This is a genomic window from Flavobacterium sp. MMS24-S5 (assembly GCF_050320125.1).
Classification (GTDB): Bacteria; Bacteroidota; Bacteroidia; order Flavobacteriales; family Flavobacteriaceae; genus Flavobacterium; species Flavobacterium tyrosinilyticum.
Window position 1 is genome coordinate 1,920,645 of record NZ_CP190016.1, and the last position, 21,537, is coordinate 1,942,181.

The window sequence follows — 21,537 nt, forward strand, 5'->3', positions numbered from 1 at the left end:
TTCCCTAATTACAAATAATTTAAAGCCAGAAAAACTTCTTGTTCAAGCGGCAAATCTATTTCGCTTTCAAAGAAAATCAATTGCCTTTTATAAACTGTTTCAATTAAATAATGGCTTCCTCTAAAATAAGTTCTTCTAATTTTTACCATCAATTTTGATTCTGAAACCATTTTAAATTGATGCGGATAAACCAATGTTTTATGTGTTTCATCCTCGTAAGACAATAATAAATGAGTCGGGATTTCATTTACTTCTCCAAACAAAGATGCCACATATTTAACCTTTGGATCTTCATATATTTTTGAAGGATCGTCTTTTACCAACACTTCTCCGTTTCTCATCACGATTGCCTGATCGGCAAAAGACAAAGCATCTGTACTATCATGTGTTGCAATAATACACGTAATTCCTTTTTGTTTTAGATAACGAAATAAATTACGACGCAGAGCATTTTTTCTAAAAGCATCTATCTGACTAAATGGCTCGTCTAACAATATCACTTCTGGTTCTAAAGCCAAAACTCTAACCAGCGCCACTCTTTGCTGTTGTCCTCCACTTAGAAATTTGGTCTTAACATTCGCAAACTGATCCATTTCTACCATCTCCAGCAATTCCTGAACACGAAGCTTTTTCATGTTTGCAAAACCGTTCGAGAGAAACTTACCTACGTTTTCTGCCACTGTTTCGTATGGAGACAAATCAAAATCCTGTGCCAGATATTTCATATAAGGCATTCCAGGAATCAGATTGAACTTTGGCCCCAAGATCGGTTTATCGCCATAAAAAATCTTCCCTTCATCCAGATCGTATAATCCGTATATAAGCTTGAGTAGCGTACTTTTTCCACAGCCACTCTCACCAATAATCGCAATATTCTGGCCTTTTTCAATAGAAAAAGAAATGTTTTTTATAACGGGGTTTTCGGTGTACGAAAAAGATATATTTTGAATGTCAAGCATGAGTTGTAATATGAGTCGTCAAATTTACAATGTTTAATTTCTAAAGTCAAAAAAAGCTGCTTCAATTATTTGAAACAGCTTTTTTGATAATTTATTTTATTAGAAACTATTTTCCAGCTTCTGCTTTAGCGTCATTTACCATTTTGTCGTTTGCTGTAATTGAGAATTCAACACGACGGTTTTGAGCTCTTCCTTCTGGAGTATCATTTGTTGCAATTGGATCTGCAATTCCTAAACCTGAAGTTTTGAAACGGCTTGATTTTAATCCTTTTGAAACTAAATAAGCTTGCACAGAAGCAGCTCTTTGCCCAGAAAGTGTCAAGTTATATTCTGGTTTTCCAGTATTATCTGTGTAACCAAAAATTTGAATATCTGTATCTCCATACTCATTAAATACAGGAACTAATTTATCTAAATTAGCTTTTGCTTGAGTTGTCAAAGTAGATTTATTAGTATCAAAACGAACTGCATTTTCGTTTAATGTCAAGTGAATACCTTCACCAACTCTTTCAACAGAAGCACCTGGTAAAGCTTGATCAATTTCACGAGCTTGTTTATCCATTTTATTTCCAATCAAAGCTCCAGTTCCTCCACCTACAGCAGCTCCAATTGCAGCTCCTAAAGCAGCGTTTCCGCCTCGTCCGATATTATTTCCTAAAATACCACCAATAACACCACCTGCAACTACACCAATTCCGGCTCCTTTTTGCGTATTATTTGCGTTTTTTACTGAATCACAGCTTGTAAAAAAACTAGCTATAACCATTAAACTACTTAAACCTAAAACCGTTATCTTTCTCATTTTCTATATCTTTAAAATATTAATTAGCTCTTTGAAATTGGTAAACTACATCTTTTACCTGACCACCTACATTGATATTATCAATTAACTGAAAAGAACTTTCAGTTACACCTGCAACTTTAAGCAAATAACCATCTCTTACTTTCTTCGCTTTTTCACCTGCATTAAGAATTTTCAACACAAACAAACCTTGGTTGTTGATACTCCATACAATTGGCGAAGAAAATCCAGTACAACTTGGCGAAGTCAAAGCCATTGTTCCTTTATTGTTATTCGAAATAAAGCTCCAAGTACTTCCAATAAAACATTTTGAATCTGCAAGATCAAATGAATTTACTTTGATATAATCAGAACCTGGGTAAGAAACATTGGTAAGTACCCAATTCCCTTTTAACGCTACTTGAGTCGATTTGTCAAGTTTTGTCGAAAGCGTAGTTGCTTCAGAAGATGAAGCTGTTGACGAAGCTGACTTACACGCAAAAAACATAGCGGCAATCAAGCATATAAAAATACTCTTCTTCATTTTGTACAATTTTTTTTAGATTAATACTTGCCTTTTTAACAATTATTGTACCACAAATATACGATTCATAAAGATATTTTTCGTTTTAGAATCTATTTATTTTCTTTCAGAATTAACATTTCCGACATTTTGTCACCCAAAATACAATTGGTATTTTATTTGAACGAATGAAAATCATCAAATTAAATCAAAAATTAAAAAATATGGCAACAGGTAAAATTAATGTTTCAGTAGAAAACATTTTTCCTTTAATTAAAAAGTTCTTATACAGCGACCACGAAATTTTCTTACGCGAGCTTGTTTCTAATGGTACTGATGCTACTTTAAAATTAAAACATCTTATTAGCATTGGTGAAGCTAAAGTAGAATACGGAAACCCAATTATTGAAGTAAAAGTCGATAAAGAAGGTAAAAAAATCCACATTATCGATCAAGGTTTAGGGATGACTGCTGATGAAGTTGAAAAATACATCAATCAGGTAGCTTTTTCTGGAGCTGAGGAATTTTTGGACAAATACAAAGACTCTGCTAAAGATTCTGGAATTATCGGACATTTTGGACTTGGTTTCTACTCTGCTTTTATGGTAGCCGAAAAAGTTGAAATCATTACAAAATCATACAAAGATGAGCCAGCGGCACATTGGACATGTGACGGAAGTCCTGAATTTACTTTAGAGCCAGCTGACAAAACTTCACGCGGAACAGAAATCATTCTTCATATTGCTGAAGATTCTCTTGAATTTTTAGATGATTCTAAAATTAGCGGTTTATTAAACAAATACAACAAGTTCATGCCTATTCCGATTAAATTCGGAACAAGAACTGAAACGCTTCCAAAACCAGAAGATGCTCCAGAAGATTACGTTAATGAAACAGTTGAAACTGACAACATCATTAACAATCCAAATCCAGCTTGGACAAAACAGCCTTCTGAATTATCTGATGAAGATTATAAAAACTTCTACAGAGAATTGTATCCAATGCAGTTTGAAGAGCCATTATTCCACATTCATTTAAATGTAGATTATCCTTTTAACTTAACTGGTATTTTGTATTTCCCAAAATTGGGTAATGATATGCAAATCCAGAAAGACAAAATTCAGTTGTACCAAAACCAAGTTTACGTTACTGACAACGTAGAAGGAATTGTTCCTGAATTCTTGACAATGTTAAAAGGTGTTATCGATTCTCCAGATATTCCATTGAACGTTTCTCGCTCTGGTTTACAGGCAGATGGAGCTGTTAAGAAAATCTCAAACTACATTACTCGTAAAGTAGCAGATAAATTGAAAGCTCTATTTAACGAAAACCGTGCTGATTTTGAAGCAAAATGGAACGATATTAAAATCGTTTTAGAATACGGAATGCTTTCTGAAGAGAAATTCTACGAAAAAGCAGGTGCATTTGTTTTATATCCAACTGTAGATGACACTTACTTTACTTTAGAAGAATTAAAAGAAAAACTAAAAGAAAACCAAACTGATAAAGACGGCAAATTAGTAGTTCTTTACGCTGGAAATAAAGATGCTCAACACTCTTACATTGAGGCAGCAAAAGACAAAGGCTATGAAGTATTGCTTTTAGATTCTCCTATTATTTCGCATTTAATCCAAAAAATCGAAAACGATAACAGCGGATTAACTTTTGTACGTGTTGACTCTGATCACATTGACAATTTAATCAAAAAAGAAGAAAACACTATTTCTAAACTTTCTGATGACGAAAAGGAGCTTTAAAAACTTCTTTAGAAGCTTATATTCCAAAAGCATACAGCGTTCAATTGGAAGCTATGGATTCTCAAGCAGCTCCATTCATCATCACGCAACCAGAATTTATGCGTAGAATGAAAGAAATGAGCCAAACAGGTGGCGGCGGAATGTTCGGAATGGGTAATATGCCAGAAATGTATAATTTGGTTGTAAACACCAATTCTGATTTAGCTTCAAGTATTTTAAATACAGAAGACAAAACGCACCAAGAGCATTTAGTTAAGCAAGCTTTAGATTTAGCTAAATTATCTCAAAACCTATTAAAAGGAGAAGCGCTTACGGCTTTCGTAAAAAGAAGTTTCGAAATGATCAAATAAGCATTTAGATGCTATCTTAGTAAAAGCTGCCCAGTTTAGGCAAGTTTTTTGTTTCTCATCCCTTCGACCATAATTTTTTCTTCAAAAATTCGTTATAAAGCTCTATAGATTACCACTAAATGATCTTTATTGCAATTCAAATTTTTTATTACATTTGACTGCCTTATTAATCTAACCCAAAACAAAAAGACCCTATGAAAAAAACTGCTATTTTACTAACAACCATTTGTGCCACAGCACTTTTATATGTTTCTTGCTCAAGCGACAATAACGACCCAGCCGTTTCAACAGACTTAACCAGCATTGGAGCATCAGTTGCTGTTGATACAGCAAACGAAATGGATCTTAACACCAGTCTCTTAATCAGCACAAGCACCTCAACTTCTGGAAAAACTGCCGAAACACCTCCTGGAATTTGTGCAACAATCACCATTACAACACCAAATGGAGGAAATTACCCTAAAGTCTTTTTAGCCGATTTTGGAACAGCAGGATGCAAAGACGCAAATAATCTTACGCGTAAAGGGAAACTAGAAGTAACACTTTCAGGACCAATTACAGAAACTGGAAGCAAAATGACAATTAAAAGAATTGACTATTCTATAAAAGACATCAAACTAGAAGGAACTATTGAATATACAAACACTACAACTGTTGCTTCTACACCGCAATGGACTAGAAAAGTTACGAATGGAAAATTAACCGATTTACAAGGAGGAGTTTACACCAATTCAGGAACTTACACTACTAAACAGACTGCAGGCGCAGACACACCTTTGATTTTATCTGACAATGTTTATGAAATTATCGATGGCACGCATACCGTAACATCTTCAAATGGTGTAGCACTTACTTTGACAGTAAAAGAACCGCTAATTAAAAAATATTCTTGCTTATTTATCTCCAAAGGACAATTAAAAGTACAAGGTGGTATTTTAAACGGAATTATAGATTACGGAAACAATGACTGCGACTCAAATTACACGTATACGCACGAAAATGGCACTTCATTTATTTTGTCGATGTAAACCCTTTTCATGCATTACTTTAGAATCCCAATTTAGAAATAAATTGGGATTTATTTTTTTTATAAAAATAAAACATCACCCCCTATTTACATTTAAACTATTTTCTTTATTTTGCACCAAAATCTCAAAAACTAATGAAAAAAACACTAATTGCTTTTGTTACTCTTGCAGTATTAGCATCTTGCAGCAAAAAAGAATCAGCTGCTGATAACCTACACATCACAGGAAACATTAAAGGTTTAAAAACCGGAACTTTATATATCCAAAGAATTGTCGACACTTCCCTTGTTGCTATTGACAGCATCAAAATTGATGGAAACTCAGCTTTTGAAAGAGATATTAAATTAGAATCTCCAGAAATGCTCTATTTATATTTGGATCGAGGCGTAACAAACTCATTAGACAATAACATTTTATTCTTTGCCGAGCCAGGAACTATCAATATCGATACTAATCTGGACAACTTCATTGCTGGTGCAAAAATTACTGGATCTAAAAACCAGGAATTATATGAGGAATACCAAAAAATAAACACACGTTTTAGAGACGAAAACTTGTCTATGGTAGAATCAAAATTCAAAGCTTTAAAAAGACAAGATCAAAAAGCAGTTGACAGTATTGACGCGAAACAACAGTCAAACATCAAAAGAAAATATTTATACGCTACAAACTTTGCCATCAACAATAAAGATCACGAAGTAGCGCCTTATATTGCTTTAGCAGAAATTTACGATATCAACCTTAAGTTTCTTGATACGATTCAAAAATCAATGACTCCAAAAGTGGCTCAATCACTTTACGGAAAGAAACTAACTAAGTATGTGGCTGAAGTTAAAAAAGCAGAACAAAATGCTCCAGCAGCTGCAACAACTCCAGCTCCAGCTGAATAAAACATAAAAGCAATAATGAAAAACGTCCTGAATTATCAGGACGTTTTTTTTATGCTTAAATCCAACAATAATAGCAATCGCAGATTAACTACCACATCCAACGTTTCTAAGCGTTAGAACGCAATTATATAATCATTATGTAATTATCATTATATAATATGGTTTCCGTGATTAAAATCGTAGTTTATATTTAAAAAACTTCCGCAACAAAAATCACCCATCTTTGTTCAATTCCCCAATATATTTTCTTCTTCGTCGAAAAATTGGGATTTGGAATTTTTATTATTGGAATTTTCACTTTTGGGCATAAAAAAACCACCACATTTCTGTGATGGTTTTTGAGCCGATAGAGGGACTCGAACCCACGACCTGCTGATTACAAATCAGCTGCTCTAGCCAGCTGAGCTACATCGGCCTATTTTGCGAGTGCAAAGATATAAATGTTTTTTAATATTCCAAAAAAAAATTTCACACCTCTCTCTATAATTAAAAAAACCATTCGCCGAGGCGAATGGTTTCCGTTTTTTGAGCCGATAGAGGGACTCGAACCCACGACCTGCTGATTACAAATCAGCTGCTCTAGCCAGCTGAGCTACATCGGCGTCATTACGGGTGCAAATATAAAGCGGTTTTTCAATTTCCCAAAATAAATTTGCACTTTTTTACACTTTTTTTTGCTTATAATGCGTTGATTTTTTCAATCAATTGATTAGCAGCTTGTTCTAATTCAACATTAATTTGCTTGAAGTGTGCTTTTTTATTTTCAACGTTCTTTGCGTTCACTTTTGTAATCAAAGTATCGAATGCAGCGATAGCTTCATCGACCAAAGCATTCGTTTCTGGAGTAGGATTTCCTGTTGTTGACATCTCAAACAAGTAAACTGCCTCAATAATATCTCCTAATACGAAGTTGATGTCTTTCTTTAAATTCTTAACGTTTGCCATTTTTCTTATTATTTTAATTTGCGTCTGCAAAAGTACATATTATCTTTAAATTTAATGCTAAGAAATGTAAATTTCTAAAATTGAAGCTTTTCCGCTCAAATTAAATGCATTTATCGCAGCTGGAACCAATACAGTATCTCCTTTAATATAAGTATGCTTAAATCCGTCATATTCGATTTCGAAACTTCCTTCAATACACATATAAACCGTAAATGTTTCTCCGTTCTTAACCACTTCCGCTTTGTCTTCTAACGGAATAAAATTAGTTGTAAAATAAGGACAGTCAACAACAGTATTTGAAGTATTTACTTTAGACTCGTATTTTTTCTGCGTATCAACTTTATTATAGTTAATGGCATCTAATGCAAGATCTACATGCAATTCTCTTTTATTTCCTTGTACATCTACACGATCAAAATCGTATAAACGATATGTAATATCAGAAGTCTGCTGAATTTCGGCAACTACTAATCCAGCTCCAATTGCGTGAACTGTTCCGGTTTCTAAGAAGAAAACATCTCCCGATTTTGCCTTCACATCATCTAAGATCGAAACCAAAGTATTATCATGCAAATGTTTCAAATATTCTTCTTTACTAGAATCTTCTTTAAAACCAACAATAATTCTAGCATCAGCATCGGCCTGCATTACGTACCACATTTCAGTCTTTCCAAATGAATTGTGACGTTCTTTAGCCAATTTATCGTTTGGATGTACCTGAATAGAAAGATCTTCTCTTGCATCTAGGTATTTAAAAAGCAACGGAAATTGTTTTCCGAATCTTTCATAAACTTTAGTTCCTAAAATCGCATCTGGCGTTTCATCAATCAAATCCATTAACGATTTTCCTTTTAAGACTCCATTTGCAACTACACTAACATCGCCTTGTACAGTAGATAATTCCCAGCTTTCGCCAGTAATTTTAGAAACGATTGGTTTATTTAAAATAGTTTTTAATTTTTCTCCTCCCCAGATTCTTTCTTTTAAAATCGGTTCAAATTGCAAAGGGTATAGATTTTGACTCATGTTTTTAGGCTAATATGTTTGTTTAATTAATTCTAATTTGATACTATTTTGGTAACCTACGATACTAATTCTTGAACGATTTCTAAGGCTTTCGGTATATGTTTTGCAGCATTTGCACTGTCAAATATCGAAATTAGCAAACCATTTTTATCAATTATATAAGTAACGCGTCCTGGCAGAAGTCCGAACAAATTATTGCGGACACCAAAAAGTTTTCTTAATCTTTTATCCTGATCAGAAAGCAAAATAAAAGGCAATTTGTGTTTAGCTGCAAATTTATGATGTGATTTTACACTATCGCTGCTAATACCAATTACCTCAGCTCCTAAATCTTTAAAATCTTCGTATTGATCCCGAAAACTGCAAGCTTCAGTTGTACAACCAGGCGTATTATCTTTTGGATAAAAGTAAATGACCACTGGCTTTCTTCCTAAAACGCTTTGGCTTTCAAAAAGTTCTCCATTGTTGTCTTTCGCAGTAAAATTCGGAACTATATCTCCTATTTTTAATGACATTTTTTATTCTCCTTTATAAGTTACAAAATTTCGTTCCGTTTCGTTCAGTACCACTTCAAGATCAAAGTCGGCATGAATTCGTTGTCTAATTTTATTCCATATCACAACAGCAATATTCTCTGCGGTCGGATTCAAATCTGCAAATTCAGGAACATCCAAATTCAGATTTTTGTGATCAAACGGAATTTCTACTTCTTCTCGTATAATATCCGCCAATACTTTCACATCTAAAACAAAACCAGTTTCCGGGTCAATTTTTCCTGTAACACTTACTGTTAAACCATAATTATGACCATGAAAGTTCGGGTTATTGCATTTTCCAAAAACGGCATCGTTTTTTTCAAATGACCAATCCTTTCGATGCAATCGATGTGCCGCATTAAAATGCGCTTTTCTTGATATGGTTACTCTCATTTATGTTTCTGGTTAGTTGGCTATAATTTATGGTCTTCTAGATAATGATCAAATTCATCAAAAATTATCTTAAACCATACGGTATAAATTTCGGGCTGTTTTTCAATATCTGCTTTAACATCTTCAATACTCATCCATTTCCAGTCTTCTACTTCGTCTGGATTTATGTTTGGTTCCTCGTTATAATAACCAATCATAACATGGTTCAGTTCATGTTCTGTCAAACCGTTATCAAAAGGCGCTTTGTATATAAAGTGAAACAACTCTTTCAATTCGGCTTTAAAACCCATTTCTTCAAACAATCTGCGGGTTCCCGCTTCGATGTTGGTTTCTCCTTCTCTCTGATGACTGCAGCAAGTGTTTGTCCAAAGCAACGGAGAATGATATTTATGATGAGCACGCTGTTGCAACATAATTTCGTTTTTACTATTCAAAATAAAAACCGAAAAGGCACGGTGCAAAAGCGCTTTTTCATGTGCTTCTAATTTTGGCATTAAGCCAATCTGTTCATCGTTTTGATTAACTAGTATTACGTTTTCTTCTGTCATAAGGCTTCTTAAGCAAACAAAAATACGAAAAAAGAAATGGCTTAAAAATGCTAATTCAGCTTGTCTAAAAGCAAGCCTCTGACCAAATTTCTATTTTACTGATTTACAATATTATAATTTATCCTAAAAATTTAAAAGCTGTTAAAATTAAGACATAAAAACTACATTGTCTTCTTTTACGTAACTAATAAAAAGTTAAAACACACTTAAAAAAATCTCAATAATAATAAACACTGTAATTTGAAGCTAATTCTCAACGTATCTTTGATATACAGATTAATCTACTAAGAACTTATGAAATCTAAAAACCTAATTTTCAGCCTTTGTTTTTTGATTCCGCTATTTATTTTTCAAGCATGCGGACAAAACACAAAAAAACAAACTGCAAAAACAGCCGTTATGGAAAATAAAATCAGTAAACCCGGAAATCCTTATTATTCAAATACCGACACCACAAAACTTAACGTAAGCAACGCCGAATGGAAAAAGGTTCTTCCAGCAGATGTGTATGCCGTAATGCGTGAAGCCGATACCGAAAGACCTTTTACAGGTAAATATTGGAATACTGACGAAAAAGGAACCTATTACTGTGCTTCATGCGGTAACTTGCTTTTTAGATCGACCGCTAAATTTTCGAGCACTTGCGGATGGCCGAGTTTCTTTGAACAGGAAAACAAAAAAAGCATTGTTTTTAAAGAAGATAATTCACTTGGAATGGAAAGAACCGAAACTCTTTGCGGACGCTGCGGCGGACATTTAGGACACATCTTTGACGATCGTGCCCGAACCAACCGGAAAACGATACTGCATGAATTCGATTGCTCTTGATTTTATTCCAGATACTAAATAAACTACAAATGAAAAATATACTTTTAATATGTCTTTTTGCGCTTTCGCTGAATGGCATTTCGCAAAATAAAAAGTCGAATCTGGAAACCATCACACTTGGCGGAGGCTGTTACTGGTGCGTCGAGGCTGTTTATGAAAATCTGAACGGAGTAAAATCTGTTGTTTCTGGATTTTCAGGAGGAAAAGTCGCAAATCCGACTTACGAAGAAGTTTCCACAGGAGAGACAGGTCACGCCGAAGTAGTTCAAATAACATACGACAAAAACATAACTGATATTAATGAAATCTTCAAAGTCTTTTTTACCGTTCACGATCCGACAACTTTAAATCGTCAAGGAGCAGATGTTGGAACGCAATATCGTTCTGTTATTTTCTACAAAAACGAAGAACAGAAAAAGCTGCTCAAAGTATTATTGCAGACCTCAACAAAGCAAAAGTGTACAACAATCCAATTGTGACAAAAGTAGAACCTTTCAAAGCTTTTTATAAAGCCGAAGATTATCATCAAAATTATTATGCAAACAATAAAAATCAGCCGTATTGCAAAATGGTCATTCAGCCTAAAATAGAAAAGTTTGAAAAGGTTTTTAAAGACAAACTCAAAAAGAAATAAAGCTTAAAATGATATTATTCTAAAACCGTCCAAAAAAATGGACGGTTTTTTTTATTTCATAAACCCGCATAAAAACAGGCATTTCTCTTAATCGAAAAATAATTCTATTTTTTTTCATCTTTTTTGTCCAATCCCGAAAGTTCGATTGTTATTAGGGTATAAACAATTAAAAAACATACATTATGGAAACTAGACTTAATTTATTCGAACAAGGTCAAAAAGCAGTTAGCACATTATTTGGAATCAGCGGTTATTTGAAAAAAGCGACAATCGAAGCATCTCTTATGGAATTAATCAATTTCAGAATCTCTCAAATCAACAACTGCGGTTATTGTTTAGACATGCATTCTAAAGAAGCTTTAGCTGCTGGAGAAACAACACAGCGTTTATTTGGATTAAGCGTTTGGAGAGAAGCTCCCTATTATACAAAAAGAGAAAGAGTTGCTTTGGCTCTTGCAGAAGCTGTAAATGCCTGCGATGTTCCAGACGAAATCTACGAAATTGCAAAAGCTGAATTTACAGAACAAGAATTAATCGATCTTACGCTTGCCGTTGCTGCAATCAATGCTTGGAATCGCCTAAACATTACTTTTGCGAATACCCCAGGAACTTACAGAGTGGGACAATTCGGGTAAGTCGTAATTGATTTATTCTCTAAAAACAATTAACTTTATAAAACTTAAAAGCAGATTATTCAATTATAAAACATAAAAAAATGAATGAGTTTTTATTGATTTTCAGAAGAGATTTTAAAACAAAAGAAACCCAGCCGTCTCCAGAAGAATTGCAACAGCATTTACAGCAATGGCAAAACTGGTTTGGAAGTTTGGCTGCTCAGGATAAACTAGCAAGACCCTTACAGCGCTGGGACGGACAAGGAAAACTTGTAAACTCGAATAAAGGGATTACCGACGGACCTTTTGTTGAAATTAAAGAATCAATTGGCGGTTTAATCATTATTAAAGCCAAAGATTACGACGAAGCTGCTGAAATTGCACAAGGATGTCCCGTTTTAAATTTTGGCGGAAATGTCGAAATTAGAATGGCGGTTTAGATTTTTGAACTAACTTATATAAAAATGCCTTTGTATCTTTACTTAGGCATTTTTCCTTAAAATATGGAGCACAAAGAACTTATTCCCAATTTATTCAGAACCGAATATCAAAAAATAGTTTCAGTTCTCTGCAGCTTATTCGGAATTCAGCATATCGAAATTGCAGAAGATATTGTAAGCGAGACTTTTTTGACCGCTTCAGAAACTTGGGCCATTAAAGGAATACCAGAAAATCCAAGCGCGTGGCTGTACACGGTTGCCAAAAACAAAACCAAAAACTACCTGAAAAGAAATAACGTTTTTGAAACCAAAATAGTTACCGAAATAAAATACAATACTCCATTAAACAATCCTGAAATCGACCTTGATTTATCTGATCAAAATATTGCTGATAGTCAGCTGGCAATGATTTTTACGGTTTGCAATCCCTGCAATTCTGAAGAAGCTCAAATTGCCATTGCTTTAAATCTATTATGCGGTTTTGGAATTAATGAAATCTCTGATGCATTTTTATCTAATAAAGAAGTTATTTACAAAAGGATAAATCGCGCCAAAGAAAAACTGAAGGAAGAAAATATAAAAATTCAGCATCCGAATAACGCTGAAATAAAAGACAGGACACAAACCGTTCTCAAAACTATTTACCTGCTTTATTCTGAAGGCTACTACTCTATTTCGCAAAATACCACTTTACAAAAAGACCTTTGCACCGAGGCCATGCGTCTGACTTATTTATTGATTCAGAACGAAAGCACAAATCTCCCGCAAACCAATGCTTTAATGGCTTTAATGTGTTTTCACTCGTCAAGATTTGATGCCCGAACGGGTTTAAATGGAGAAATTATTTTATATGAAGATCAGGATCAATCGCTTTGGAATCAGGAATTAATAGATAGAGGAGCTTATTTTCTAAGTCAGTCTTCAACTGGAAATTCACTTTCCAAATACCACTTAGAAGCTGGAATTGCGTATTGGCATACTATTAAAAAAGAAACAATAGAGAAATGGGAAAATATTCTGGAGCTCTACAACAATCTGATCATTTTAGAATATTCACCAATTGTGGCTTTAAACAGAACTTACGCCTTATCTAAAGTAAAAGGCCAAGAAGAAGCCATCAAAGAAGCCGAAAAACTAAATTTAACCGATAATCACTTTTATTATTCCTTACTTGGAAATCTTTATTCCGAAGTTGATACAAAAAAATCGTTACAGCATTTCGAAACCGCATTTGGTTTAGCAAAAACGACATCCGACAAAAACATTATCAGCAAAAACATCGAACAGTTGAAGTGGAAAACAATTTAGCTTTTTAAGCTCCAGAGGAACAAAATATTTAAAGAAAAGAATAAGCTCTGGAAGAGCGAAATATTTATAGCAAAAATATAAATGTCTACAGCATAAAGCTCCGGAGGAGCGACATATTTATATCAAAAAAATGAATTTTATAACATTTCATCCAACAAAAAAGCTGTCCTTTTGAGACAGCTTTTTTTATTTTGATTTTGAATACTATTGCTTTGCTACTTTTTTAAATCTCATCATTGGCACATCGCCTTGAATTAAATTTAATTTGCCATCTTTATCAATAGAATAACTTGTAATTAGCCTGATTTGTTTTAAAAACTGCTGTTCTCCACCACCTTCACAAAACATCATTGTAGTTGGCTCTCTTCTCCAAAAGTCAAAGACTTTCCTTTTAGGGTATAAGATGCGCTGTAACCATTACATCCGTTATTTCCATACACTTTTGTTTCTTTTTGATCGAAAGTAAGCTGTGGTTTTTTATTCGGATATAATCCTTCAAAAGCAATTCTTGGTCCAGAGATATATTCTAACTCCCACGTCGTGCCAAATAAATCACCTTCATTAGAAGCAGATTTTGATGCTGTACATGAAGCAAATAATAGCGTTAAAACTGAAAGGACGGCAAATGTGTATTTTTTCATAAAAATGTTTTTTTTTAGATTTATAATTTGTTTTGTTTTTTGAACTAAAATAATTCTATAAAATCCTATTCTCAATATTCATGCCCAGTTACAGCTTTTCTTAAGTTTAAATTTTATCCGAAGCCGTTATTTTCTGTCTCTAAGTTACTACAAATTATTTAAAGTTTTATAGCCCAGATGTTTAAAATAAAACAAGTGACACTATTTTTTTTGTAATTTGCATCAATCAAAAAGACCAAAATCATCAATAAAAAACCAAAAAATGAAACAATTCCTATTTTTGTTTGTATTTGCATTGACCACTTCGTTTGTTCAATCGCAAGAAAACCTCCCAACAGATTATCTCACAAAAGAATTTCATCAAGGACGACGCGAAGCTTTTAGAGCTTTAATGCCTGCCAATTCTGTCGCAGTTGTTTTTTCTTATCCCGAAAGAGTTTTTTCTAGAGATATCGATTATAATTACCACGCAAATCCTGACATGTATTATTTATCAGGATACAAAGAACCAGATGCTATTTTATTAATTTTTAAAGAAGCACAAGGCACCGAAAAGTATAATGAAGTTCTTTTTGTTAGAGAAAAAAATGCAAATCGCGAAATGTGGACAGGAAGACGTTTAGGAATTGAAGGCGCCAAATCAAAGCTTGGCTTTACAACTGTTTACAACGGAAGAGATTTTAACGCGTTTGCTATTGATTTCTCAAAATTCGATAAAGTTATCTACGATGAATTCCCGACAGATGCAAAAGAAAGCGACCATCCGGACAATCTATATGCATTGCTGAAATCATTTAAATCTAAAGCAGGAATTACAAAAGCAAATGAAGATTCAACAAATTTATTCTCTAAAATTACCAGTTCTCTTCGCGAAATAAAAACGCCAGAAGAACTTGTCTTGATGCGCAAAACGGTAAAACTTTCGTGCATTGCACACAACGAAGTTATGAAAGCCGTGGGTCCAGATATGAGCGAAAACGAAGTTGATGGAATTCATGCTTACATTCATAAACATTATGGTGCAGAGGCCGAAGGTTATGGCCCAATTGTGGGAGCTGGAGCAAACGGATGCATCTTACATTATTGGGAAAACAACGCCACAAAAATTGACAATCAATTATTACTAATGGATGTTGGCTCTGAGTATCACGGTTATTCTGCAGACGTTACTAGAACAATTCCGGCAAACGGAAAATTTACTGAGGAACAAAAAGCGATTTATCAAATCGTATATGACGCTCAAGAAGCTGTTTTTAAAATCTGCAAAGAAGGAACTCCGCTAGTGGCTTTAAACGAAACCGCAAAAGACGTCATAGCCAAAGGTTTGATTAAATTGGGAATTATTACAGATCCAAAAGATGTAAGATTATATTATCCTCACAGCTGTTCACACTTTCTTGGTTTAGATGTTCATGACAAAGGAACTTACAACGGCCGCAGACTCTTATAAAAGAAAACATGATTCTTACTGTTGAACCTGGAATTTATATTCCAGCAAACAGCAAATGCGATAAAAAATGGTGGAATATCGGCGTTCGTATCGAAGATGATATTTTAATGCTTAAAGATTCGTACGAAAACCTATCTGCAGATTCTCCTAGAAAATGGCAAGATATAGAAGCTTTAGCCAAACAAAAAAGCACTTTTAATGATATGAAGTTTCCTAAGATCTAATTAGTTTTTAGCCACAGACTACAAGGATTATTAAGATTTTTAAATTAAAAACAAAAAAAATCTGTGTAAATCTTTTTAATCTGTGGCGAATAAAAAATAAACCAAAGCCTCAATTATTTTGAGGCTTTTTCTTTTGATTTTTCCCGAACTTTACATTCTTAAATTACTCAAAAATGAAAGCACTTACCTTTTCTTCTTTTGGAGAATCAGATGTTTTAGAATATATAGAAATCCCTAATCCGCAATTAAAAAAAGATGAAATCTTAGTCGAGATGAAAGCCATCGGACTAAATTTTGCCGATGTTTACCGCAGAAAAGGAAATTATCATTTAAAAGGAAATCCGCCTTTTATTGCAGGTTATGAGGGCGCAGGAATTGTGGTCGATGCCAACAATCATCCAGAATACAAAGTTGGTGATCGTGTGGCTTTTGCCGATGCTCCATTTGCCAATGCAGAATTGGTTGCCGTAAATGTAAATCACATTATTCCATTATCTGAGAATATTTCTTTTGAAACTGCCGCTTCTGTTTTGCTTCAAGGTTTAACCGCTCACTATCTTGCTACAGACAGTCACAAAACCCAAAAGGGAGAAACTGTTTTAATACATGCGGTTGCTGGTGGAGTTGGGCAGCTATTAACTCAAATCAGTAAACTTTTAGGTGCAACGGTTATTGGTTTAACCTCATCTGCAGAAAAAGCAAAGATCGGATTTGAACAAGGCGCAGATCACGTTTTTCTTTACAATGAAGACTGGAAATCACAAGTTTTTAAAGTTGTTCCAAAAGGTGTCGATGCCGTTTATGACAGCATTGGAAGCACTTTAATGGATAGCTTTGAAATCACCAAAGAATGCGGACAAGTCGTTTTCTTCGGAATGGCGGGCGGAGATCCAGCACCTGTAGATCCTAGAATGCTTATGGACGGTTCTAAAACTTTAACTGGAGGCGACTTGTGGAGTTATTTAAATTCTAAAGAAGAACGAATTAAGCGAGCAACTCAGTTATTCGATTGGATTACAGAAGGAAAGATCAAACTTTCTGAACCAACTTCTTTTAAATTATCAGAAGGAAAACTGGCTCATGATTTTCTAGAAAGCAGAAAAAGCACTGGAAAAATTATTTTGATCCCATAGCGGATCGTCTTTTCTGTCATCCTGACGGAGGAAGGATCACAAACGAAGCTTCACAAAGAATATCTCCAATCTTTGCCGAATTACTAGTGTGATCCTTCCTCCGTCAGGATGACAAACGATACGTTAACAAACCTACAATTGATCAATTTCAATTTTAGTAATTTCAGATAATTCTAAAATTCTGCTAACATCTTCTTTATTGGCCACAAAAAACAAATAATTATCTCCATTTGTATTGTAACTCATTAATTCGAAACCGCGTTTTTCTAGAGCTGATTGAATATAAGGAAACAAATCATGACTATAGGTTTCTTCCGGATATTCGAAATTAAGATCTTCGCCAATCATTTCAGAAATGAAATACTCAGCATCTTCAGGATCAAATTTCCAGTCGCTGTTCCAGGCATCAATACTCTCAAAGAAATCAAAATGACCATCAACAATATCGTGATATTCATTTGTTCCTTTTTGATAGTCTTTAAAGAGCTTTTTAGATTGTTTTTTTAATTGTTTTTCTTCGATATTTTCTCTTGAAACTAATTTGATAAATTCTTCAAAAGTTTCTATAGTAGCTTGTTCACTTTCTACTAAATTTTCAGACGAAGGAAGTTCGACCGTTTCTGGAATTTCAATATTTAAATATTGACAGATTCCCTGTAAAACCAATTTAAAATCTCTAATTCCAATTGCTTCACTTTCATTCTTCGGATTATTTACATCCAAGAGTTCGCTTTCCAACAATCCCTTTGTATAATCGAAGAAATGTCTTCCTGAATACAATATTTTAAAATCGTTTACTTCTAAACTATTGGTGCAGCAAAAAAAGATAACAAAGTTTTTTATCGAACGTTTAAAAAACTTTTTCTCCTCTGCGGTTGGTTCCGAATAAAACTGAATGTGTATAAAATCATATTCTAAACCTTCTTGTATGGCTTCGTCTGAAAGAACTCCAATATTTACTTTTTTATAAAGCTCATTTAAAACTTCATACGAATTTTTGAAACCAGCTTTTTTAATTTCTTCTTTTCCCTCTTCATGGTCGAAAGAACTCGGAAAGAAAAACAAATTTACCATAACATCTTCTTGAATTCCTTTTACTTTAAATTCAAGGCTAGATTCTTGGTTATATAAATACGAATAAATGGGATCGACAACATCAAAAGAAATGATTGATTTTGGATCATTATTTCTGTTAAATAGATTGGAGAAAAAGCTCATAAAAATATCTTGTATAAAAACTAATCGTTTGAATATTTAAAACTCTGATTCATTTTATCAAAAGGAATCACTTCATTGACAATCGATTCTAGTTCGAAATCTGTTAATAATCCTCTAGCCGATTCTACGATTTTTGGAGAAACATGTATTTCATAATCAATAATATCGCGTTCTAAAATAGCAGACAGAATTGTATTTTGCTGTTCTGTCAAATACTTTTTGTGCGATTTAAAAACAGATTCAATGTCGTTTCTAAATTCTTCATCAGTAAGTTCATTGTAAACATCTTGTTTCGACATATCGATCAATAAAACTTTGAAGATAAAATCCTGAAGATTTTTTGCCAGATAATTCACTTCGTTCATGTCATGCCAAACAAAAACGATCGGCACATCGCCATTATTTTCTTCGTTTAAAAAGAAACAATAATGATCGCCACCGCCACTTTTAGCGAACGGAATAAATTTAAATTCTGGATTTATATTGCGATAATCTTCTGGATCTTGAAGTTCTTCTATTTCTTCGGCAACCGATTTTAAATTCAATGATTCAAAATCATACGAATGTAGAAGCAAAGGCGGATTCTCTTTTAAAGTAGGATAAACCTCTGTATACCAATTTGGACCATATTCACCGACATCAAGCATGCCGTCTGCGTCTAACTGTTTGTATAAGAGCGGAAATTCAAATCCGTATTTTTTTTCGATTTCTTGTATTGTCATCTTTGGGGGAATATTCTATTAAAATCAGAATACTAAGATAACAATCTTTTCCTACATGAAAAGTGCAAAGCCAATTATTTCAAGGATTCCGCAATCATTAGGGCACATTTTTCGCCATCAATTGCTGCAGAAATAATTCCACCCGCATAACCTGCACCTTCTCCGCAAGGATACAAACCTTTGATTTGCAAATGTTCTAAAGTCATTGGATCTCTCGGAATTCTAACTGGCGATGACGTTCTGCTTTCTGGCGCATGTAAAATAGCTTCATTGGTTAAATAACCTCGCATTGATTTTCCAAAATCCTGAAATCCCTGACGCATAATCTGAGTTAGAAATCCTGGAAAAACCTGTCCCAATTCAACCGAAGTAGTTCCAGGCACATAAGATGTTTTCGGAATATCTACAGAAACTTTACTTTGTGTAAAATCAATCATTCTTTGCGCTGGTACTTTTTGAGTTTGTCCAGCCAAATGCCAAGCTTTTTGTTCGATACTTTTTTGAAATTCCATTCCAGCCAAAGCGCCGAATTTGGCAAAAGGTTTGAAATCTTCTAATTTCAATTCGACTACAATTCCAGAATTTGCTGTTGACTGATCCCGTTTTGATGGTGACCAACCATTTGTAACTACCTCTCCAGGACTTGTAGCACATGGTGCAATTACACCTCCTGGACACATACAGAATGAGTACATTCCGCGACCGTTAACTTGTTTTACAATAGAATATGGCGCTGGCGGCAAATGTTCGCCACGGAAATCACAGCTGTATTGAATACTGTCAATTAATTCTTGCGCATGTTCTGCACGAACTCCCAAAGCAAAAGGTTTTGCTTCTATTAAAATTTTCTTTTTGTCTAATAATTCAAAAATATCACGCGCCGAATGTCCTGTTGCCAAGATTAATTTATTGGCATGAATTTTATCTCCGTTTTGCGTTACGATTCCTTCAACTTCATTGTTCTTTACTAAAATATCGCTTACACGAGTTTCGAATAAAACCTGACCACCAAATTCTCTAATTTTATTTCGAATATCTTCAATAATTTTAGGCAATTTATTAGTTCCAATGTGCGGATGCGCTTCTACCAAAATGTCTTCAGAAGCTCCAAAAGCTACTAAAAGTTCTAAAATTCTAGTTACATCACCACGTTTTTTAGAACGCGTATATAATTTTCCATCAGAATACGTTCCTGCTCCGCCTTCGCCAAAACAATAATTAGAATCTTCGTTAACGATGTGTTCGCGATTTATCGCTTTTAAGTCGCGACGACGGCCTCGAACGTCTTTTCCGCGTTCCAATACAATTGGCTTTAAACCTAATTCAATTAATTGCAGTGCCGCAAAAAGTCCAGCCGGACCAGCGCCAACCACAATAACTTCTTGTGCATTCGAAACATCCTTATATATAGGAAGCTGAATTTTAGTTTCCTGAAAAGGTTCGCCTTTTAAATAAATAAGAACTTTCAAATTAATTTTAATCGCTTTCTGACGAGCATCAATAGAGCGTTTTAAAATTGAAACGTGCTGAATTTCTAGAGCAGAAACTTTAATCTGCTTAGACAAATGGTCTTTTAGCAATGATTCGTTTGCAGCAATTTCTGGTGTTACTTGAAGTAAAAGTTCTTTAGGCATTTTTATAAAAAGGTAATTAATATTATTAAAAGAATTTAGACATTAAAAAATACAAGCCAACATATGCAAGTATTCCAATTCCTAAAGCCATATAATGCATTTTTAAATATCTAAACGAAATTTCTAATGCTTCTGAATCATCATCTCTAAATGCTATTTTGACATTTAAAGAAAATTTATATAAATAATAAAGTGGAAAAAGAATTATCAAAAAGGCTATGATAAAAATAGGCAATAAACTCATAATCATTATATACCCAACTCCTCCTCCTGTTGGAACATCATCCCAATTAGATAACGACATATAATCATAAAGTAAACGAAGAATAAAAAAAGCTATTATTAACAATCCAAAGCTAGACATTACATAAACCCATTTTCCTGCTGTCTGTAAATGCGCTTTTGCTGCTTCACTTAAAAACAACTCCTCTGAAACTGAATCATACTTCATTTATAATTATTTTTTTTTTTATGATTTGATAAACCGAAATTATTCTGCAAAAATAGCACTTTGAAATGAGATATTATCAATTGTAAATTTTATCCAATTCCAAATCCCGTTTTGTCACAGTAAGCGAATTCGAAATACATACCTGGTTCTCGACTCCGCTCGAACTGACAATTGAGAAAAAGATAAAAATCAATTTTCAAAAGAGACTTTGTACCTTTGCTACTCTGAACCTTTGCACCTTTAAATAAAATGTCTAGAAAAATAAAACTGATTTGGGATTTCCGTGGTCCTGCTTCTGCAAAAACAGCAGAACATCACGAGATTCATTTGAAAGAATATATAGCAATTGAAAAGCTACCTTTAAATATTACAGGATTTAAAATCATAGACGATATGTACGCCATAGCTTTTATGGTTGTAACCGACGAAAATATGATCAAAGTAAGAGATGCTTTGAAACCACATCGTGGGGAAGTTTATAGTGAATAAAATTCCAAAAAAGAA

At 33.9% G+C, this 21,537-nt stretch carries 23 protein-coding genes, 2 tRNA genes and 3 pseudogenes; 12 read left to right on the forward strand and 16 right to left on the reverse strand.

What is annotated here, in order from left to right; all coding sequences use genetic code 11:
- Positions 1–8: 8 nt before the first annotated feature.
- The 3 genes from ACPWTF_RS08715 to ACPWTF_RS08725 form a co-directional block, all read right to left on the reverse strand.
- Positions 9–959: an ABC transporter ATP-binding protein gene (locus tag ACPWTF_RS08715; protein ID WP_427875170.1), complete on the reverse strand. Its 951-nt coding sequence runs from the start codon at positions 957–959 to the stop codon at positions 9–11.
- 106 nt (positions 960–1,065) lie between these two features.
- Entirely contained in the window at positions 1,066–1,761 is a 696-nt protein-coding gene (locus tag ACPWTF_RS08720; RefSeq protein ID WP_250837367.1) for an OmpA family protein, read from the reverse strand.
- 19 nt (positions 1,762–1,780) lie between these two features.
- Entirely contained in the window at positions 1,781–2,284 is a 504-nt protein-coding gene (locus ACPWTF_RS08725; protein ID WP_250837368.1) for a lipocalin family protein, read from the reverse strand.
- Between the two features lie 203 nt (positions 2,285–2,487).
- Here ACPWTF_RS08725 and htpG point away from each other — a divergent pair.
- The 3 genes and pseudogenes from htpG to ACPWTF_RS08740 all read left to right on the forward strand — a co-directional run bounded on the left by htpG (position 2,488) and on the right by ACPWTF_RS08740 (position 6,288).
- A pseudogene (gene htpG, locus ACPWTF_RS08730) lies at positions 2,488–4,370 on the forward strand (molecular chaperone HtpG).
- A 194-nt stretch (positions 4,371–4,564) separates the two neighbouring features.
- A complete protein-coding gene (locus ACPWTF_RS08735; RefSeq protein ID WP_427875171.1) occupies positions 4,565–5,398 on the forward strand; it encodes a hypothetical protein in 834 nt (277 codons plus the stop codon).
- 134 nt (positions 5,399–5,532) lie between these two features.
- A complete protein-coding gene (locus tag ACPWTF_RS08740; protein ID WP_250837371.1) occupies positions 5,533–6,288 on the forward strand; it encodes a DUF4369 domain-containing protein in 756 nt (251 codons plus the stop codon).
- Positions 6,289–6,629: 341 nt separating this feature from the next.
- Here the strand turns inward: ACPWTF_RS08740 and ACPWTF_RS08745 are convergent.
- The 7 genes from ACPWTF_RS08745 to idi all read right to left on the reverse strand — a co-directional run bounded on the left by ACPWTF_RS08745 (position 6,630) and on the right by idi (position 9,736).
- Positions 6,630–6,703 (reverse strand) — tRNA-Thr (locus ACPWTF_RS08745).
- 113 nt (positions 6,704–6,816) lie between these two features.
- Positions 6,817–6,890: transfer RNA gene (locus tag ACPWTF_RS08750), tRNA-Thr, on the reverse strand.
- Between the two features lie 76 nt (positions 6,891–6,966).
- Complete coding sequence (locus ACPWTF_RS08755) at positions 6,967–7,233, reverse strand: hypothetical protein (protein WP_111364281.1); 267 nt, start codon at positions 7,231–7,233, stop codon at positions 6,967–6,969.
- A 57-nt stretch (positions 7,234–7,290) separates the two neighbouring features.
- Positions 7,291–8,259, reverse strand: coding sequence for a type I phosphomannose isomerase catalytic subunit (locus ACPWTF_RS08760; protein ID WP_427875172.1), 969 nt, complete (start codon positions 8,257–8,259; stop codon positions 7,291–7,293).
- A gap of 56 nt (positions 8,260–8,315) precedes the next feature.
- Positions 8,316–8,774: a peroxiredoxin gene (locus tag ACPWTF_RS08765; protein WP_250837373.1), complete on the reverse strand. Its 459-nt coding sequence runs from the start codon at positions 8,772–8,774 to the stop codon at positions 8,316–8,318.
- A 3-nt stretch (positions 8,775–8,777) separates the two neighbouring features.
- Positions 8,778–9,188, reverse strand: coding sequence for a 6-carboxytetrahydropterin synthase (locus ACPWTF_RS08770; protein ID WP_066033610.1), 411 nt, complete (start codon positions 9,186–9,188; stop codon positions 8,778–8,780).
- A 20-nt stretch (positions 9,189–9,208) separates the two neighbouring features.
- On the reverse strand, positions 9,209–9,736 hold the full coding sequence (gene idi, locus ACPWTF_RS08775; RefSeq protein WP_427875173.1) for an isopentenyl-diphosphate Delta-isomerase: 528 nt from the start codon (positions 9,734–9,736) through the stop codon (positions 9,209–9,211).
- A gap of 294 nt (positions 9,737–10,030) precedes the next feature.
- Here idi and msrB point away from each other — a divergent pair.
- The 5 genes and pseudogenes from msrB (at position 10,031) to ACPWTF_RS08800 (ending at position 13,560) form a co-directional block, all read left to right on the forward strand.
- Positions 10,031–10,586, forward strand: a pseudogene (gene msrB / locus ACPWTF_RS08780) (peptide-methionine (R)-S-oxide reductase MsrB).
- A 7-nt stretch (positions 10,587–10,593) separates the two neighbouring features.
- Positions 10,594–11,198: pseudogene (gene msrA, locus ACPWTF_RS08785) on the forward strand (peptide-methionine (S)-S-oxide reductase MsrA).
- A gap of 182 nt (positions 11,199–11,380) precedes the next feature.
- Positions 11,381–11,833 (forward strand): carboxymuconolactone decarboxylase family protein, encoded by a 453-nt coding sequence (locus ACPWTF_RS08790; RefSeq protein WP_073408982.1) that lies wholly within the window; start codon positions 11,381–11,383, stop codon positions 11,831–11,833.
- Between the two features lie 80 nt (positions 11,834–11,913).
- Positions 11,914–12,252, forward strand: coding sequence for a YciI family protein (locus ACPWTF_RS08795; RefSeq protein WP_073408983.1), 339 nt, complete (start codon positions 11,914–11,916; stop codon positions 12,250–12,252).
- Between the two features lie 63 nt (positions 12,253–12,315).
- Positions 12,316–13,560, forward strand: a complete 1,245-nt coding sequence (locus ACPWTF_RS08800; protein ID WP_427875174.1) for an RNA polymerase sigma factor — start codon at positions 12,316–12,318, stop codon at positions 13,558–13,560.
- A gap of 204 nt (positions 13,561–13,764) precedes the next feature.
- Here ACPWTF_RS08800 and ACPWTF_RS08805 read toward each other — a convergent pair whose 3' ends face one another.
- Together ACPWTF_RS08805 and ACPWTF_RS08810 are read right to left on the reverse strand one after the other, a co-directional pair.
- A complete protein-coding gene (locus ACPWTF_RS08805; protein ID WP_427875175.1) occupies positions 13,765–13,911 on the reverse strand; it encodes a hypothetical protein in 147 nt (48 codons plus the stop codon).
- Positions 13,908–14,201: an META domain-containing protein gene (locus ACPWTF_RS08810; RefSeq protein WP_427875176.1), complete on the reverse strand. Its 294-nt coding sequence runs from the start codon at positions 14,199–14,201 to the stop codon at positions 13,908–13,910. Before ACPWTF_RS08810 ends, ACPWTF_RS08805 begins: the two co-directional genes overlap by 4 nt.
- Before the next feature lie 262 nt (positions 14,202–14,463).
- Here ACPWTF_RS08810 and ACPWTF_RS08815 point away from each other — a divergent pair, with 262 nt between their 5' ends.
- From ACPWTF_RS08815 to ACPWTF_RS08825, 3 genes are all read left to right on the forward strand, one after another.
- Entirely contained in the window at positions 14,464–15,651 is a 1,188-nt protein-coding gene (locus ACPWTF_RS08815; RefSeq protein WP_427875177.1) for an aminopeptidase P N-terminal domain-containing protein, read from the forward strand.
- An 8-nt stretch (positions 15,652–15,659) separates the two neighbouring features.
- Complete coding sequence (locus tag ACPWTF_RS08820; protein ID WP_427875178.1) at positions 15,660–15,875, forward strand: hypothetical protein; 216 nt, start codon at positions 15,660–15,662, stop codon at positions 15,873–15,875.
- A gap of 173 nt (positions 15,876–16,048) precedes the next feature.
- Positions 16,049–17,008: a quinone oxidoreductase family protein gene (locus tag ACPWTF_RS08825; protein ID WP_427875179.1), complete on the forward strand. Its 960-nt coding sequence runs from the start codon at positions 16,049–16,051 to the stop codon at positions 17,006–17,008.
- A gap of 132 nt (positions 17,009–17,140) precedes the next feature.
- Here the strand turns inward: ACPWTF_RS08825 and ACPWTF_RS08830 are convergent, their stop codons facing one another.
- The 4 genes from ACPWTF_RS08830 to ACPWTF_RS08845 all read right to left on the reverse strand — a co-directional run bounded on the left by ACPWTF_RS08830 (position 17,141) and on the right by ACPWTF_RS08845 (position 21,033).
- Complete coding sequence (locus tag ACPWTF_RS08830) at positions 17,141–18,226, reverse strand: DUF6630 family protein (protein ID WP_427875180.1); 1,086 nt, start codon at positions 18,224–18,226, stop codon at positions 17,141–17,143.
- A gap of 20 nt (positions 18,227–18,246) precedes the next feature.
- Positions 18,247–18,948 (reverse strand): SMI1/KNR4 family protein, encoded by a 702-nt coding sequence (locus ACPWTF_RS08835; RefSeq protein ID WP_427875181.1) that lies wholly within the window; start codon positions 18,946–18,948, stop codon positions 18,247–18,249.
- A 74-nt stretch (positions 18,949–19,022) separates the two neighbouring features.
- Complete coding sequence (locus tag ACPWTF_RS08840) at positions 19,023–20,582, reverse strand: NAD(P)/FAD-dependent oxidoreductase (protein ID WP_427875182.1); 1,560 nt, start codon at positions 20,580–20,582, stop codon at positions 19,023–19,025.
- A gap of 25 nt (positions 20,583–20,607) precedes the next feature.
- A complete protein-coding gene (locus ACPWTF_RS08845; protein WP_427875183.1) occupies positions 20,608–21,033 on the reverse strand; it encodes a hypothetical protein in 426 nt (141 codons plus the stop codon).
- Between the two features lie 249 nt (positions 21,034–21,282).
- On the opposite strand from ACPWTF_RS08845, the gene ACPWTF_RS08850 reads away from it, so the two are divergent.
- A complete protein-coding gene (locus tag ACPWTF_RS08850; protein ID WP_035650260.1) occupies positions 21,283–21,522 on the forward strand; it encodes a hypothetical protein in 240 nt (79 codons plus the stop codon).
- Positions 21,523–21,537 lie beyond the last annotated feature (15 nt).

What these genes read in the sequence shown, in the direction of transcription:
- ACPWTF_RS08715 (WP_427875170.1), bottom strand. Translation starts at nt 959, where the DNA reads ATGCTTGACATTCAAAATATATCTTTTTCGTACACCGAAAACCCCGTT.
- ACPWTF_RS08720 (WP_250837367.1), bottom strand. Translation starts at nt 1,761, where the DNA reads ATGAGAAAGATAACGGTTTTAGGTTTAAGTAGTTTAATGGTTATAGCT.
- ACPWTF_RS08725 (WP_250837368.1), bottom strand. Translation starts at nt 2,284, where the DNA reads ATGAAGAAGAGTATTTTTATATGCTTGATTGCCGCTATGTTTTTTGCG.
- ACPWTF_RS08735 (WP_427875171.1), top strand. Translation starts at nt 4,565, where the DNA reads ATGAAAAAAACTGCTATTTTACTAACAACCATTTGTGCCACAGCACTT.
- ACPWTF_RS08740 (WP_250837371.1), top strand. Translation starts at nt 5,533, where the DNA reads ATGAAAAAAACACTAATTGCTTTTGTTACTCTTGCAGTATTAGCATCT.
- ACPWTF_RS08755 (WP_111364281.1), bottom strand. Translation starts at nt 7,233, where the DNA reads ATGGCAAACGTTAAGAATTTAAAGAAAGACATCAACTTCGTATTAGGA.
- ACPWTF_RS08760 (WP_427875172.1), bottom strand. Translation starts at nt 8,259, where the DNA reads ATGAGTCAAAATCTATACCCTTTGCAATTTGAACCGATTTTAAAAGAA.
- ACPWTF_RS08765 (WP_250837373.1), bottom strand. Translation starts at nt 8,774, where the DNA reads ATGTCATTAAAAATAGGAGATATAGTTCCGAATTTTACTGCGAAAGAC.
- ACPWTF_RS08770 (WP_066033610.1), bottom strand. Translation starts at nt 9,188, where the DNA reads ATGAGAGTAACCATATCAAGAAAAGCGCATTTTAATGCGGCACATCGA.
- idi (WP_427875173.1), bottom strand. Translation starts at nt 9,736, where the DNA reads ATGACAGAAGAAAACGTAATACTAGTTAATCAAAACGATGAACAGATT.
- ACPWTF_RS08790 (WP_073408982.1), top strand. Translation starts at nt 11,381, where the DNA reads ATGGAAACTAGACTTAATTTATTCGAACAAGGTCAAAAAGCAGTTAGC.
- ACPWTF_RS08795 (WP_073408983.1), top strand. Translation starts at nt 11,914, where the DNA reads ATGAATGAGTTTTTATTGATTTTCAGAAGAGATTTTAAAACAAAAGAA.
- ACPWTF_RS08800 (WP_427875174.1), top strand. Translation starts at nt 12,316, where the DNA reads ATGGAGCACAAAGAACTTATTCCCAATTTATTCAGAACCGAATATCAA.
- ACPWTF_RS08805 (WP_427875175.1), bottom strand. Translation starts at nt 13,911, where the DNA reads ATGATGTTTTGTGAAGGTGGTGGAGAACAGCAGTTTTTAAAACAAATC.
- ACPWTF_RS08810 (WP_427875176.1), bottom strand. Translation starts at nt 14,201, where the DNA reads ATGAAAAAATACACATTTGCCGTCCTTTCAGTTTTAACGCTATTATTT.
- ACPWTF_RS08815 (WP_427875177.1), top strand. Translation starts at nt 14,464, where the DNA reads ATGAAACAATTCCTATTTTTGTTTGTATTTGCATTGACCACTTCGTTT.
- ACPWTF_RS08820 (WP_427875178.1), top strand. Translation starts at nt 15,660, where the DNA reads ATGATTCTTACTGTTGAACCTGGAATTTATATTCCAGCAAACAGCAAA.
- ACPWTF_RS08825 (WP_427875179.1), top strand. Translation starts at nt 16,049, where the DNA reads ATGAAAGCACTTACCTTTTCTTCTTTTGGAGAATCAGATGTTTTAGAA.
- ACPWTF_RS08830 (WP_427875180.1), bottom strand. Translation starts at nt 18,226, where the DNA reads ATGAGCTTTTTCTCCAATCTATTTAACAGAAATAATGATCCAAAATCA.
- ACPWTF_RS08835 (WP_427875181.1), bottom strand. Translation starts at nt 18,948, where the DNA reads ATGACAATACAAGAAATCGAAAAAAAATACGGATTTGAATTTCCGCTC.
- ACPWTF_RS08840 (WP_427875182.1), bottom strand. Translation starts at nt 20,582, where the DNA reads ATGCCTAAAGAACTTTTACTTCAAGTAACACCAGAAATTGCTGCAAAC.
- ACPWTF_RS08845 (WP_427875183.1), bottom strand. Translation starts at nt 21,033, where the DNA reads ATGAAGTATGATTCAGTTTCAGAGGAGTTGTTTTTAAGTGAAGCAGCA.
- ACPWTF_RS08850 (WP_035650260.1), top strand. Translation starts at nt 21,283, where the DNA reads ATGTCTAGAAAAATAAAACTGATTTGGGATTTCCGTGGTCCTGCTTCT.